14 protein-coding genes are annotated in these 13,546 nt (G+C 65.2%); all 14 read right to left on the reverse strand.

Features of this window, described 5'->3' with window-relative positions:
• Nucleotides 1–248 precede the first annotated feature (248 nt).
• On the reverse strand, nucleotides 249–1,955 hold the full coding sequence (gene flhF, locus ABE85_RS15030) for a flagellar biosynthesis protein FlhF (protein WP_067276136.1): 1,707 nt from the start codon (nucleotides 1,953–1,955) through the stop codon (nucleotides 249–251).
• On the reverse strand, nucleotides 1,952–4,054 hold the full coding sequence (gene flhA / locus ABE85_RS15035; RefSeq protein WP_067276139.1) for a flagellar biosynthesis protein FlhA: 2,103 nt from the start codon (nucleotides 4,052–4,054) through the stop codon (nucleotides 1,952–1,954). Before flhA ends, flhF begins: the two co-directional genes overlap by 4 nt.
• Nucleotides 4,055–4,222: 168 nt before the next feature.
• Entirely contained in the window at nucleotides 4,223–5,419 is a 1,197-nt protein-coding gene (locus tag ABE85_RS15040) for a flagellar biosynthesis protein FlhB (protein WP_067276143.1), read from the reverse strand.
• Nucleotides 5,420–5,586: 167 nt separating this feature from the next.
• Complete coding sequence (locus ABE85_RS15045) at nucleotides 5,587–6,225, reverse strand: protein phosphatase CheZ (RefSeq protein WP_082938636.1); 639 nt, start codon at nucleotides 6,223–6,225, stop codon at nucleotides 5,587–5,589.
• Nucleotides 6,226–6,241: 16 nt separating this feature from the next.
• A complete protein-coding gene (gene cheY, locus ABE85_RS15050; protein WP_067276146.1) occupies nucleotides 6,242–6,634 on the reverse strand; it encodes a chemotaxis response regulator CheY in 393 nt (130 codons plus the stop codon).
• A gap of 73 nt (nucleotides 6,635–6,707) precedes the next feature.
• Nucleotides 6,708–7,655, reverse strand: a complete 948-nt coding sequence (gene motB, locus ABE85_RS15055) for a flagellar motor protein MotB (RefSeq protein WP_067276149.1) — start codon at nucleotides 7,653–7,655, stop codon at nucleotides 6,708–6,710.
• A 15-nt stretch (nucleotides 7,656–7,670) separates the two neighbouring features.
• Nucleotides 7,671–8,528: a flagellar motor stator protein MotA gene (motA, locus tag ABE85_RS15060; RefSeq protein WP_067276152.1), complete on the reverse strand. Its 858-nt coding sequence runs from the start codon at nucleotides 8,526–8,528 to the stop codon at nucleotides 7,671–7,673.
• A gap of 12 nt (nucleotides 8,529–8,540) precedes the next feature.
• Nucleotides 8,541–9,299: a hypothetical protein gene (locus ABE85_RS15065; RefSeq protein ID WP_067276154.1), complete on the reverse strand. Its 759-nt coding sequence runs from the start codon at nucleotides 9,297–9,299 to the stop codon at nucleotides 8,541–8,543.
• Between the two features lie 10 nt (nucleotides 9,300–9,309).
• Nucleotides 9,310–9,846: a flagellar transcriptional regulator FlhC gene (gene flhC, locus ABE85_RS15070; protein ID WP_067276156.1), complete on the reverse strand. Its 537-nt coding sequence runs from the start codon at nucleotides 9,844–9,846 to the stop codon at nucleotides 9,310–9,312.
• Nucleotides 9,847–9,902: 56 nt separating this feature from the next.
• Entirely contained in the window at nucleotides 9,903–10,226 is a 324-nt protein-coding gene (gene flhD / locus ABE85_RS15075; protein ID WP_067276158.1) for a flagellar transcriptional regulator FlhD, read from the reverse strand.
• 189 nt (nucleotides 10,227–10,415) lie between these two features.
• On the reverse strand, nucleotides 10,416–11,456 hold the full coding sequence (locus tag ABE85_RS15080) for a glycosyltransferase (RefSeq protein ID WP_067276159.1): 1,041 nt from the start codon (nucleotides 11,454–11,456) through the stop codon (nucleotides 10,416–10,418).
• A gap of 28 nt (nucleotides 11,457–11,484) precedes the next feature.
• A complete protein-coding gene (gene flhC, locus ABE85_RS15085; protein WP_067276161.1) occupies nucleotides 11,485–12,021 on the reverse strand; it encodes a flagellar transcriptional regulator FlhC in 537 nt (178 codons plus the stop codon).
• A 74-nt stretch (nucleotides 12,022–12,095) separates the two neighbouring features.
• On the reverse strand, nucleotides 12,096–12,422 hold the full coding sequence (gene flhD, locus ABE85_RS15090; RefSeq protein ID WP_067276165.1) for a flagellar transcriptional regulator FlhD: 327 nt from the start codon (nucleotides 12,420–12,422) through the stop codon (nucleotides 12,096–12,098).
• A gap of 249 nt (nucleotides 12,423–12,671) precedes the next feature.
• A complete protein-coding gene (locus ABE85_RS15095) occupies nucleotides 12,672–13,121 on the reverse strand; it encodes a tetratricopeptide repeat protein (RefSeq protein WP_231993307.1) in 450 nt (149 codons plus the stop codon).
• Between the last annotated feature and the right edge of the window lie 425 nt (nucleotides 13,122–13,546).

Consider the following 13,546-nt stretch of genomic DNA (forward strand, 5'->3'; position numbering starts at 1 on the left):
GGAGCCGTTACCGGAAGTTTCGCCCCGGGGGCCACTCCTTGACCGGGAATTGAAAGGGGGAAACACCCCGCTTTTCTCTCCCGGCACCCTCACCTCGTGGACCTCTCACACAACGACGTCGAGCCGTCCCCCGCAGCAACGGAAAAAGGGGGAAGAGCCCGAGCCCTTCCCCCTTTCTAGAACTTGTGACCGGGTTTGGCAACTCCCGTCCCCGGGATGCCCCCTCCGATCGAGCGGTCAGCGCTTGGTCAGTTCATCCCCATCGGCGAGGATGCGCCCGCCGCGCCGGCCATCGTGCCGGCGGTGAAGATCAGGTTGACGTCCGAGGCGTCGACGCGCCAGGCCGATTGGCCGTGGCTGCGCAGCGCGCGCTGCACCAGCGCCTGCGACGACAGGCGATGCCAGTCTTCCGGCACGCGCTGGCCGTTGGTGACGCCCAGGACGCGCAGCTTGTGGCGGATCACGGTGTCCAGCGCCGGGGCCAGCTTCACCGCCTCGTCCAGCTTGGACAGGATGACGCCTTGCGCTTCCGCGCCGCGCCAGGCGCCCACCACGTCCTCGATCGTCTCGCCCTGCTGGGCGGCGTTGACGACCAGGATGCGCTTGATGCTCTTGTGCGCCAGCATGTCCAGCAGCTCGGCGGTCCGGCTGTCGCGCTGGGCCGTGCCGGCCGTGTCGATCAGCACCATCTTCTTGGACGACAGCAGGTCCAGCAGGTCTTCCAGCGACGCGCGGTCATGCGCCGTGTGCACCGGCACGCCGAGGATGCGGCCGTAGGCGCGCAGCTGCTCGTGAGCGCCGATCCGGTAGGCGTCCAGCGTGATCAGGCCGAGCTGGCTCGCGCCGTACTTGGTCGCGAAAGCCGCGGCGATCTTGGCCGTCGTCGTCGTCTTGCCGACGCCCGTCGAGCCGATCATCGCGAACACCCCGCCCTGGTCTTCCAGGGGCGGTTGCTGCTCGGCGGTCTGCACGTTGCGCGACAGCACGTTGGCGGCCCATGCGTGGGAATCGGCTTCCTCGGTCGTCTTGGCCGGCAGGCCTTCGACCAGCTTGCGCACCAGGGCCGGCGAGAAACCGGAGTCCAGCAGCTTCTGCGTCAGGCGGGCCTGCGCCGGCTGGCGCTGGAGCTTCTCCATGAAGGCCAGCGCGCCGAAGCGCTCTTCGATCATGCCCTTCATCGCGCGGAGCTCGGTCATCATCTCCTGCTCGCGACGCGAGGACGCCGGCATGTCGTTCAGCGGATGGTTGCCCATGCCACCGAAGCCGTGGCCGATGCCGCCCAGGTCCTGCATGGCCTGCTGCTGCACGCGGATCTCGTCGCGCAGCACCGGCGGCACGACGCGCGGCGCGGGGGCCGGCGCGGGTTCGTAGGCACGCTCGTCGACGCGACGGGCGCCCAGGGTCTGCATCGCGGAACGCGCGCGCTGATCGCGCTGCGCGGCCATCGAGGCGACCGAGTCATTCAGTTGCGTCTGCGAGAAGGCCGGGGCCGGCTCGTCCATCATCGGATCGGGCAGGCCGTTCATCTCGGCCGAGCGGCGCTTGAGCATGCGTTCCCGGACGTAGTCCTGGAAGGACAGCGTGCTCATGGCCATCGCGTTGACGTCCTCGCCCACCGAGCCATCGAAGCCGGGCTCGGCACGCTGCGGAGCCGGCGACGCGGCCAGACGCTGCTTGAGCGCCTGACGCGGTTGCACCTCTTCCCGATGCTGCTGGCGCTGCGGCTGGGCGGCGGGCTGGCGCGGCGCGGCGGCGCGGGGCGCTGCAGCGGCGGCACGCGGCGTCGAGGCGGCGACGCGCTCGATCTGCGACATGCCTTCCGGCGCCATCGCCAGCACCTCCACCCCTTCGGGGCAGGGCTTGTTCGAGAGCACGACCGCTTCGTCGCCGAAGGCCTGGCGGACCAGGGCCATGGCTTCGCGGGAATTGCGGGCGGTAAAGCGTTTGACGTTCATGCCGTGCCTCCGATGATGGAGCCGATGCGGATCGTGTGCGTTTCAGGAATCTCGCTGTGTCCCAGCACCTTCAGCCGCGGCGCAGCGCGCTTGAGCAGACGGGCCAGGGGAGCGCGAATCAAGTCGGGCACCAGCAGGCAGGCGGGCAAACCGCGATCCTCTTGGGATTGCGCGGTCTGCGCGGCACTTCTTGCAAGCGTGTCGGCCACACCGGGATCCAGCGCCGCGCCGTGAGGCGAGTGCAGGGCCTGCGAGACCAGACGTTCCAGCTCGGGATCGAGGGCGATGACGTCGAGCTCCTTGGCCGGTCCGTAGATCTGCTGCACGATCGCCGGAGCGATGTGGATGCGGATGCGACGGGCCAGCTCGGCGGGATCGGTCGTCTGCGTGGCGTTTTCGGCCAGGCTTTCCACGATGGAACGCATGTCGCGGATGTGCACGCCCTCTTCCAGCAGGAACTGGAGGACTCGTTGCAGGGCGGCGACATTGACCATCTTTGGAATCACGTCTTCGATGAGTTGGGGCGCTTGCTTGGTGAGGTGATCCACCAGCTGCTGGGTTTCCACTCGACCCAACAACCGGGCCGCGTGAACTTGCAGCAAGTGTGAAAGATGAGTGGCCACCACGGTCGCGCAATCAACGACGGTAAAGCCCGCCATTTGCGCCATATCCCGTTGCCGCTCCTCCACCCAGACCGCCGGGAGTCCGAAGGCAGGATCCGTGGTGGGCGTCCCGATCAGCTTCTGCGTGGCGTGGCCGGGGTTGATGGCGAGCCACATGCCCGGGTAGGCCTCGGCTTCCCCGATCACCGCGCCGCGCAGCGTCACGCGGTACTGGCTGGGGCGCAGTTCCAGGTTGTCCCGGATGTGCACCGACGGGGGCAGGAAACCGATGTCCTGCGCAAACTTGCGGCGTACGCCCTTGATGCGGCTCAGCAGGTCGCCTTCGCGGGACTTGTCGACCAGCGTGATCAGGCGGTAGCCGACTTCCAGGCCCAGCGTGTCCACGGCGACCACGTCGTCCCAGGAGGCTTCGGCATCCGGGTTCGGCGCGCCAGGAACCGGCGCAGCGGCCTTGCTGCGGGTCTCGGCCGCCTTCGTGGCCTGCTCCTTGGTGCGCAGCCAGTATGCCAAGTAGCCCAGGGCGCCGGCGATGATCATGAACACCAGGTGCGGCATGCCCGGGATCAGGCCCAGGAGGAAGACGACACCCGCGGTGATGGCGACGGCCTTGATCGAGCCGAACACCTGCGAGCCGATCATCTGGCCGACGTCCTTGTCCTTGCCGACGCGCGACACGACCAGGGCGGAGGAGACGGAGATCAGCAGCGCGGGGATCTGCGCCACCAGCGCGTCGCCGACGGCCAGCAGGATGTAGCTGTCGGCGGCCTGGCCAGCGGTCAGGCCGTGCTGCACCACGCCGATGACGAAGCCGCCGACGATGTTGATGAAGAGGATCAGGATGCCGGCGATCGCGTCGCCGCGGACGAACTTCGAGGCACCGTCCATGGAGCCGAAGAAGTCCGCTTCGTCGCCCAGTTCGGCGCGGCGGCGCTTGGCTTCCTTCTCGTCGATCAGGCCGGCGGACAGGTCGGCGTCGATCGCCATCTGCTTGCCGGGCATCGCGTCCAGGGTGAAACGCGCGCCGACTTCGGCGATCCGCTCCGCACCCTTGGTGACCACGATGAAGTTGATCACCACCAGGATCGCGAACACGATCAGGCCGACGGCGAAGTTGCCGCCGATCAGGAAGTGGCCGAAGGATTCGATGACCTTGCCCGCGGCGCCGGCGCCGGTGTGGCCTTCCAGCAGCACCACGCGGGTGGAGGCGACGTTCAGCGACAGGCGCAGCAGCGTCGTGATCAGCAGGACGGTCGGGAAGGCGGCGAAGTCCAGCGGCCGCAGCATCTGCGAGGCCACCAGCATCACCATGATGGACATGGCGATGTTGAAGGTGAAGAACAGGTCCAGGGCGAAGGCCGGCAGCGGCAGCACCATCATCGACAGGATGATCATGATGGCGATCGGCGCCCCGAGCGCCTGCACGATGGCGGCGCGGGGTCCGAGGAAGTTCTGCAAACGGGCCATCAGCTCGTTCATCGGGTCTGCCTTCTGCCTGTTGGGGGCCGGGGGGAATCACTCGCCCGACACTGCCGTCGAGCCCCGCCATTGTTCGGCGGGAGCCTCGTTTCCTTTAGCTGGATAAAGGGGGGAATCTCCCCCGAAATCGGGCCTCGCCCCCAGGGCCCCTAGGGCGTGGTCATCCCTTCAGGCGGGGTTGCCTTCGGGGAACTGGTCGTCCAGTTCTTCCTCCGGCGGCGTCCAGCCCGGCTTCTTGTGCGGATCGAGCTCGTCGGGCACCGGCGGGTTCGGCACGGCCTGCGGCGAGGCGCCCTGCCCCTTCAGCGCGGCCTTGAGCTGGTACACGTAGGCCAGCACCTGCGCCACGGCGCCGAAGAGCGCGCCGGGGATCTCCCGGTCCAGCTCGGCGTGGGCGTACAGGGCACGGGCCAGCGCCGGCGCCTGCAGCACCGGCACCTTGTTTTCCTTGGCGACGTCGCGGATCTTGAACGCCAGCAGGTCCATGCCCTTGGCCACGACGCGCGGCGCGCCGAACTTGGTTTCGTCGTAGGCGATCGCGACCGCATAGTGGGTCGGGTTCATCACGACCAGGTCGGCCTTCGGCACGGCCTGCAGCATCCGGCGCTTCACCAGCTCCCGGGCCTTGGCGCGCATCTTGTGCTTCATCTCCAGGTTGCCTTCGGCTTCCTTGAGCTCGTTCTTGGCTTCCTCGCGGGACATCTTCAGCCGCTTGAGGTACTGGAAGCGCTGCAGCGGCACGTCGATGACGGCGAACAGCGCCAGGCACAGGCCCAGCATCATCAGGCCGCCCATCAGCTGCTTGCCCGCGAAGGCCAGCGCCGCCGGCAGCGGCACCGACATGATCCCGATGAAGCCCGCGATGCGGTCCTTCAGCGCCATCGCGCCGACGACGCCCAGCACCAGCGACAGCGCCACGGCCTTCAGCGCCGTGGTCAGGTTCTGCATCTGGAACAGCTTGCCGAACCCGGTGATCGGATTGAGGTTGGAGAACTTCGGCGCCAGCGGCTTCATCGTGAAGTTCCAGCCACCGGAAGCGATGTGAGCCGCGATCGCGGCCAGCGCCAGGATGATCAGCGCCGGCAGGCCCAGCATGAAGCCCTGCCAGGTCAGCGTCGACAGGCGCTCGGTCATCATGCCGGCGCTGCGCAGCTGTTCGGCATCGAAACGCAGCGAGCCTTCCAGCATGCGCTGCAGGGTTTCGACAGCGTACGGTGTCGAGGTCGCGAACAAGGCGCCGCCCGTGGCCATCACCGCGAAATGCGGCAGGTCCCGGGAGCGCGGCAGTTGACCCTCCTTGCGAGATCTTTCGATCTTTTTCTGCGAGGCGGGTAAGTTGCGGTCTTGTGCGTCTTGATCGGCCATGGGTGGTCACGGCGCAAATGCCGTGGCCTCGCCATTGTTCGGCCGGAGGGGGTTTCGCTTTAGCCGGATAAAGGCCCGAAATCAGCCGGACTTCAGCACGCAGGCCCAGAAAGCAGAAACCCGCGCCTGGGCGCGGGTTTCGTTGCGGCAATACCAGCTTCGAAGAATCAGAAGCCCAGCGATGCCAGCAGATCGTCCACTTCGGACTGGTTGGCCACCACGTCGGCGCGGCCTTCCGGATTCACGACCGGTCCTTGCAGGATGCTCGGATCGACCTTTTCGCGCTGTTCCGGCGGGACCACCGAGACCAGCAGCTTCACCAGCGAATCTTCCAGGTCGTTGGCAAGCGTCACGACTTTGGCCACCACCTGGCCGGTCAGGTCATGGAAGTCCTGCGACAGCATGATGTCGGTCAGGTGGGTGTCGATCTTCGACGTGGAGGATTCGACCTCCTTGACGAAGTTCAGCACCGCGCCGGACGCCACCGCGCGGACCGGGTCCGCGGTGATCGCCTGGGCCATCGCGTTGGCGGCTTCGGTGATCTTGGCGTGCTCGGCCTTGGCCTGGTCGACCGAGTTCAGCACCTTGTTGGCGGCGTCGGCGGTCTTGTTGGCGATGTAGGTCAGGCGGCTGCGCGCGTCGGGCAGCCCGTCGGTCGCGACCTGCAGCTTGGGCATCACGCCCAACTGCTGCATCGTGTCGTGCAGCACGCGCGTGATCGTGCCGATCTGTTGGAACACCTCGGGCGAGACCGTCAAGGGCTCGTTGGATTGCGAGGTCAGTTTGGCCAGCTCTTCCATCTGCATGGTGGGACTCCCAGCGTCAGGCCGCAGCGGCCAGCTTCTGCATGATCTTCAGGACCTTTTCCTCCAGCGTGGCCTTCGTGAATGGCTTCACGATGTAGCCCGCCGCACCGCTTTGCGCGGCCAGGACGATGTCTTCCTTGCGGGCTTCCGCCGTCACCATCAGCACCGGCAGGTGCTTCAGCGTGGCGTCTTCCTTGATGGCCTTGAGCAGTTCGAAGCCATTCATGTTGGGCATGTTGATGTCGCTGACGACGAAATCGTATTTCGCCTGTTTCAGCATGCTCAGGGCCTCGACGCCGTCTTCCGCCTCTTCGGCGTTGTTGTAGCCGATCTCCTTCAGCAGACCGCGCACGATCCGGCGCATGGTCGAGAAGTCGTCGACGATCAAGAATTTCATGTCAGTGCTCATGGCGTTCCTCTGAGGGGACTGGAGGGCTTAAGGCGAGATCTGGTTATAGATGACAGAACGTCGATCCGGAACGTTATCGACCCGCGGGCGCGGAACTTGAGGCCTGCGGCGCGCTCGCCGCGGGGTCTGAAGCGTCCTCGTCCTCATCGGGCAGGTTCTTCAGCACCGCATCTTCAGCGTCGCGATTCATCACGATGATGCTGATGCGGCGATTGACTTGGGCCTTGGGGTCTTTCGTGTCGAGCAACTTGCTCGACGCCAACCCCTGCACGCGAAGGACCCGGGCATCCGGCAAACCGCCCGCCACCAGCTCGCGCCGCGAGGCATTGGCCCGGTCCGCCGACAGTTCCCAGTTGCTGTATCCGCGCTCGCCTGCAGAAAACGGCTGTGAATCCGTATGACCTTCCAGCGTCAGCCGGTTGGGCACCTCGGACAACACGTTGCCGAGTTCCTGCAGCAACTCGCGCATATACGGTTTCACCACCGCGCTGCCGCTGTCAAACATCGGACGATTATTCTCGTCCACGATTTGAATCCGCAAGCCCTCGCGTGTCATGTCGAGTCGGATTTGTCCACCTAATGCCGCAATTTTCGGGTTCTCGGCGATGATTTTCTCGACCTTGTCCTTCAACTGCTGCAGACGTACGCGCTCCGCCCGCCGCTGCTCTTCCTTGAGGGCCTTCAGGTTGATGGTTTTGCGGGGAGATTGGACGTCGCCGGCCTTGACCTGGCCGGTCTGGCGCGTCAGGTCCTGACCGCCGCCCTTGATGATGTGCGACGCGTCGCCCGAACCCGAGCCGCCGAACATCGCCACCTTCAACGGCGAGGCGAAATAGTCCGCGATGCCCTTCTTGTCGCCCTCGGTCGTCGAGCCGAGCAGCCACATCAGCAGGAAGAAGGCCATCATCGCCGTCACGAAGTCGGCGTACGCGATCTTCCACGCGCCGCCGTGAGCGGCATGGCCGCCCTTCTTGACGCGTTTGATGATGATGGGCTGGAGCTTCTTGGCGTCACCGGCCATGGTGATTCACTCCGTTCACTTCTTCTTCACGTGGCCTTCGAGCTCGGCGAAGGTCGGGCGCTCAGTCGAGTACAGCACCTTGCGTCCGAATTCGATCGCCACCTGCGGTGCGTAGCCCTGCATCGAGGCCAGCAGCGTGGTCTTGATGCATTGGAGTTCCTTGCCGGCCTCGTCGACCTTGGCTTCCAGCGCGCCGGCCAGCGGCTCGGCGAAGGCGTAGGCCAGGAGAATTCCGAGGAAAGTACCGACCAGCGCCGAGCCGATCATCCCGCCCAGCACCGCCGGCGGCTGACCGACCGAGCCCATGGTGTTCACCACGCCCAGCACCGCGGCCACGATGCCGAAGGCCGGCAGGCCACCCGCCAGACGTTGCAGCGCGATCACGGCGAGGAAGGCCTCGTGGTGGTGGGTATCGATCTCGGCGTCCATCAGGGACTCGATCTCGTGTGCGTTCAGATTGCCGGAGACCATCATCCGCAGGTAGTCGGTGATGAACTCGGTGACGTGGTGGTCATTGCCCACCGTCGGGTATTTCTGGAACAGCGCCGAGCTGTGCGGATCCTCGACGTCCTTTTCGATGGACATCAGGCCTTCCTTGCGCGCCTTCTGCAGGATGTCGTACAGCAGCGCCAGCAGCTCCATGTAGCGCGCCTTGGTGTACTTGCTGCCCTTGAAGCAGTCGCCCAGGCCCTTCATGGTGGCCTTCATGACCTTGGGCGGGTTCGTGGCGAGCATGCCGCCGATCGCCGCGCCGAAGATGGTGGTCATCTCGAACGGCAGTGCGTGCAGCACCACGCTGATGTTGCCTCCGTGCGCGATGAACACGCCGAAGATGCAGGCCAGTGCCAGCAGCCAACCGATGATGACAAACATGAAATGGGTTCCTCAGGCCTTGAGTTCGCTCACCCGGTAGACATACAGCTGATGCCGGGTGCCGGTGTCCAGTTGCGCGAAGACGGGTTGTCCCGGCAGCGGAAAGTCCAGGCTGACCAGCCAACTGCCCGGTCGCATTTCGTTGCGCGCCTTGTGCAGCGCGCGTGGCATCGATTCGGGTCTCTGGAAAAGATAGACCAGGTCCGTCTCGCGCCACGACTGGGCCCACAGGTCGCCCCTGGCAATATCGGCCCAGGGGCAGCGCAGGCGGGCCAGCAGCCACAGGAAGCCACTGTATTCAATGCCCGCGAAACGCACGCCCGGATAAGCGCGGCGAAGAGCCACCAATCCGTCGCCTAGTCCGCAGCCGGCATCCAGCACGCGTGCGCCCTCGTGCAGCTTCACACGTTCCGGGAGCGCGCGCAGCGCGTCGTGAGGAGTCGGGAATAGCGGAGCGTCGCTCCAGCCGCGGCGGGGATAGGCCAATACGAGCACGGCCAGTGGGATCAGCCAGATCCATGCCGGCAGATCGGTGCCCGTGAAAAGCAAGGCCATCGGAAACCCGGCGGCCACGATCATCCGGCGCCAGGTCTGGCGATGGAGTCCGGCGAGGATCAGCCCGAGGCCGGAGGCGACGATCGCCGCTGGCCAGTCGGGCCCGAACAGGCGCCAGATAGCGAAGCAGGCGCCCCAGCTCAGCAGCGCCAGCGTCGGCCAACGCAGCGCGGAGGGAGTGTCTCCAGAAGCGGCGCGGGGAAGTCGGGCAGCCATGGCGGCGCCCTCAATGCATCTGGATGCCGCCGGCCGCCTTGCCCTTGCCGGCGCGCGCCGGGGGGTTGCACAGGCCGCAGACGTAGTGCTTGGCAACCTCGTGCGGGTGGGTCACGAAATGACCGCCGCACTTGCTGCACTTGGTCATCGTCAGCATGCCGTTGTCCACGAACTTCACCAGGCGCCACGCGCGGGTGACGGACAGCAGCTGTTCCAGGTTCTGCGCTGCGGTCTGCTCCTGGTACAGCTGGTAGGCCTTGATGACGACGTCGATCTCGTCCATCTCGGCGACCTTGTTCAGGTACTCGTGAATGTTCAGGAACAGGCTGGCGTGGATGTTGGGCTGCCAGGTCATGAACCAGTCCGTCGAGAACGGCAGCTGGCCCTTGCTGGGACTCTTGCCCGAGACTTCCTTGTACAGGCGCAACAGACGCTCGTAGCTCAGGTCTGTTTCCGACTCCAGCACCTGCAGGCGCGCGCCCAGATGAATCAGCGTCACCGCACGATCGATCTGCTTGGCTTCGGTCAGGATGGACTTGGTGCGCATGTCGGTGTCTCCGGCTTCAGTTCAGCTTCAGTTGACGCAAGGGGCGTCGATATGACTCAGGCGGCTTCCTGATGACGTCCAGCCATCAGGATGGAGGCATGCAGACGGGACACGCTGTCGTTGGCGGCCGGCTTGCCGTGCGAGGTCAGCAGGCCCCACACCAGGTCGTCGTCCATGCGGAAGCGGCACAGCAGCGTGTTGCCCGAGGCGATCTTCAGCATCTGGGCGGCGCTCAGCGTGTTCAGCAGCGTCGCGGTTTCTTCCGAGATGCCCAGACGATACAGCGCCTGCTCGCGGTCGGCACGGATCAGGCTCTGGGCCAGCATCAGGTACGACAGGTTGGCTTCGCGGATCTCGGCGAGGATTTGGTCGGCGTTCATCGTTCGGCTCCTGGGGTGTTGGGTGCTGATGTCGTTTCGTTTCAGCGTGAGACGAACTGTAGAGATCCCGACATGTCAGCAACATCAGGTCGCTTCCATCTCCGACTTAGGGAGCGCGCCGACGCGCTTGTCAGATGAATTCCTACAAGATGCCAGATCAGCGCCATCGCGGCGCTGCTTTTTGAGGGATCACCGCGCCCCGCGCAGTGCCTTGGCCTCCTCTGGACGCCCGGTGGCCTCCAGGACCAAGGCAAGGTTGTAGGCCGCCAGGCGACTGCCGCGCCCCTCAACAGCGCCCGGCATGTCCGGACGCTCGCCGATCTCAAGGCAGCGGCGCCACGCGCCCTCAATCATCGGAACCAGGGCCTCGGCGCGTTGAGGCTCGTCCGCCGCCCAGTCCAGCAGCAGATCCCCCAGCGCGAAGAAGAAGTCCGGCGAGTCCGCGCATCTTTGCAATTGCGTTTCAGCGAAGACCATGCCGTCGGCATGGCGCTTCAGCGATTTCAGGCTAAAGAGTCTTCTCGCGACCAGGTCGTTCCACCATGCGGGCAGGAATGGCAACGAGGTCAAGCGGTCTGCGGCATTCGCGAACGCAGCTTCCGCAGCCGCGAAGCGGTCGTAGACCGAAAAATCCTTGCCAAGCTGGTACCAGAGATACGGATTCGCGGGATCCTCGTCGACTGCGGCGCGCAGCAACTCCTCATTGCGACCTTGCTTCACGTGAAGCCGTTCCGGCAGGTAGCCGTCGTGCGCCACATGGACGTCGAGTGCCCGGACAGGCAAGTCATGCGCGGGCTGTTCGTGGATGCGGCCGGTGTATCGGATATGCCCCGGGAGCACGCGGCTGAGGCGCGATTGAGCGGTACCGCCGTCGAAGTGATCCTGGAGCGCGATCGTGCCGATGAATTCGGGCGCCGTGTCGCGCAACGCCTCAAGCGCAGCCCCACCGCCCTCCCCGACCAGCCATTCATCGGCGTCCAGCACGATGTGCCAGTCGGCGCCTGCAGCATCGAGCGCGGCATTGCGCGCGGCGGCGAAATCATTGATCCACGGGAAATGCGCGACCCGGGCGCCTGCGGCTTCGGCCAGACGAACGGTGTCATCGGTCGACCCGGTGTCCATGACCAGTAGTTCGTCCACGAATGGACGAACGCTGGTCAGCAACCTGGCGATCGTCGCCGCCTCATTGCGGGCGATGACGACCAGGCAACTGCGCCAGCGAGTGGACATTCGAAGGAGCGAACCTGACTCGATGCGCTCAATGCATCTGGATGCCGCCGGCCGCCTTGCCCTTGCCGGCACGCGCCGGGGGGTTGCACAGGCCGCAGACGTAATGCTTGGCGACCTCGTGCGGGTGGGTCACGAAGTGGCCGCCGCATTTGCTGCACTTGGTCATGGTCAGCATGCCGTTGTCCACGAACTTCACCAGGCGCCACGCGCGGGTGACGGACAGCAGCTGTTCCAGGTTCTGCGCAGCGGCCTGTTCCTGGTACAGCTGGTAGGCCTTGATGACGACGTCGATCTCGTCCATCTCGGCGACCTTGTTCAGGTACTCGTGGATGTTCAGGAACAGGCTGGCGTGGATGTTGGGCTGCCAGGTCATGAACCAGTCCGTCGAGAACGGCAGTTGGCCCTTGCTGGGGCTCTTGCCCGAGACCTCCTTGTACAGGCGCAGCAGACGCTCGTAGCTCAGGTCCGTTTCCGATTCCAGCACCTGCAGGCGCGCGCCCAACTTGATCAGCGTCACGGCACGGTCGATCTGCTTGGCTTCGGTCAGGATGGACTTGTTGCGCATGGGGTGCTCCGGTATGTGTCGGATGTTCTCTGGCGGCAATTTCTCTGCCCGGGGCAGTTGCCTGATGACCTGGATCAGGCCGCGGCTTCCTGATGACGGCCGGCCATCAGGATGGAGGCATGCAGGCGGGAGACGCTGTCGTTGGCGGCCGGCTTGCCGTGCGAGGTCAGCAGACCCCACACCAGGTCGTCGTCCATGCGGAAGCGGCACAGCAGCGTGTTGCCGGAGGCCATCTTCATCATCTGCGCCGGGCTCAGCGTGTTCAGCAGCGTCGCGGTCTCTTCCGAGATGCCCAAGCGATACAACGCCTGTTCCCGGTCCGTACGGATCAGGCTCTGGGCCAGCATCAGATACGACAGGTTGGCTTCGCGGATCTCGGCAAGGATCTGGTCGCTGTTCATCTGGTGGCTCCTGGTGTGTGGCGTTGCTGCGATGGAATGAATTCTGAAGAAACACGCAGTCGCGCGACATCAGGCTGGCGCCAGAGACAAGCTAGGGAGCGGGACGACCGCCTTGTCAGCCTGATTCCTACACGGTGACAGGCCCCAAAGAGAAAACCGCCGGACGAAGCCCGTGGTTGCAGGCTCGGCGGCGGTTTTTCAGGGAGACAGCCTGTCAGGCTGTCCCGGTAGCGACGGATCGTCGGTCGCTCAGGCGGCTTGCAGGCGAATCAGTTCGGAGTCGACGATCGCCATGAGTTCCGGCGAATCGCGGCGCAGCATTTCGAGCGCTTCACCCGCATTGAGGATGTTCAGCACCTCGATCGCAGCCTTCACCTCGCCCAGGCCCGACAGCGCGAAGCCGAGGGTATAGAGGGAAGGCGCGTGTTGCGGTGAGAGCTCGACGGCGCGATGCGCATATAGCGCGGCATCGCTCAGTTGGCCCGCGGCGAGCAGCAGCGCGCCGACGTCGGACAGCAGGTCGACGCTCATTGGCGCCATTTCCAGCGCGTTGTAGAGCAGTGCGACGCCGTCGCCGATGCGACCCTGCGCGGCTTGCGCATACGCGGCGTTGCGCGCCTGGGCCAGCAGGAGGCGAGCCTCGCTGGATCCCGGGCGGATCGTTCCATGAAATTGTTCGTCGATCGACGCGTCGATCATCGACACGGCGGACCGTGCCTCGGTTTGCGCTTGCAGTGGCATAGACCTCTCCATGGTCGTTGGGACTCGTCGATCGAGTCCGGTCTCGAGCCGAGACCGGTCCCGGCGAAGGTGACGGATGCGGCGATCCCGCTTGTCGGCATCGCCAGGAGGCACTTTAGGGTGGCACCCCCGTGATCGAGCACACGAAAAGCGCCGGCATTCCCCCTCAATCCCTGCTCATTCATGCCGTAGATACCCCCATGTCCGTCGCCAGACCGACGCCCAGACAGCAGTCCGGGTGAAAGTCAAACGACAAACAACGCGTTGCAAGACCTGCTTATCTCTGGATCACAAGTCTTGACAAATTGCCCTCAAGTTCTAAGGCGAGGGGCCCGATAACCAACTCAACGGGGCTGCTGAACGCAGCGACAAGCCAGCAAAGA

This window comes from Mitsuaria sp. 7 (genome assembly GCF_001653795.1).
Lineage (GTDB): Bacteria > Pseudomonadota > Gammaproteobacteria > Burkholderiales > Burkholderiaceae_C > Roseateles.

Coding starts and splice junctions, on each gene's coding strand:
- flhF (WP_067276136.1), bottom strand. CDS start 1,955: ATGAACGTCAAACGCTTTACCGCCCGCAATTCCCGCGAAGCCATGGCC.
- flhA (WP_067276139.1), bottom strand. CDS start 4,054: ATGAACGAGCTGATGGCCCGTTTGCAGAACTTCCTCGGACCCCGCGCC.
- ABE85_RS15040 (WP_067276143.1), bottom strand. CDS start 5,419: ATGGCCGATCAAGACGCACAAGACCGCAACTTACCCGCCTCGCAGAAA.
- ABE85_RS15045 (WP_082938636.1), bottom strand. CDS start 6,225: ATGCAGATGGAAGAGCTGGCCAAACTGACCTCGCAATCCAACGAGCCC.
- cheY (WP_067276146.1), bottom strand. CDS start 6,634: ATGAGCACTGACATGAAATTCTTGATCGTCGACGACTTCTCGACCATG.
- motB (WP_067276149.1), bottom strand. CDS start 7,655: ATGGCCGGTGACGCCAAGAAGCTCCAGCCCATCATCATCAAACGCGTC.
- motA (WP_067276152.1), bottom strand. CDS start 8,528: ATGTTTGTCATCATCGGTTGGCTGCTGGCACTGGCCTGCATCTTCGGC.
- ABE85_RS15065 (WP_067276154.1), bottom strand. CDS start 9,299: ATGGCTGCCCGACTTCCCCGCGCCGCTTCTGGAGACACTCCCTCCGCG.
- flhC (WP_067276156.1), bottom strand. CDS start 9,846: ATGCGCACCAAGTCCATCCTGACCGAAGCCAAGCAGATCGATCGTGCG.
- flhD (WP_067276158.1), bottom strand. CDS start 10,226: ATGAACGCCGACCAAATCCTCGCCGAGATCCGCGAAGCCAACCTGTCG.
- ABE85_RS15080 (WP_067276159.1), bottom strand. CDS start 11,456: ATGTCCACTCGCTGGCGCAGTTGCCTGGTCGTCATCGCCCGCAATGAG.
- flhC (WP_067276161.1), bottom strand. CDS start 12,021: ATGCGCAACAAGTCCATCCTGACCGAAGCCAAGCAGATCGACCGTGCC.
- flhD (WP_067276165.1), bottom strand. CDS start 12,422: ATGAACAGCGACCAGATCCTTGCCGAGATCCGCGAAGCCAACCTGTCG.
- ABE85_RS15095 (WP_231993307.1), bottom strand. CDS start 13,121: ATGATCGACGCGTCGATCGACGAACAATTTCATGGAACGATCCGCCCG.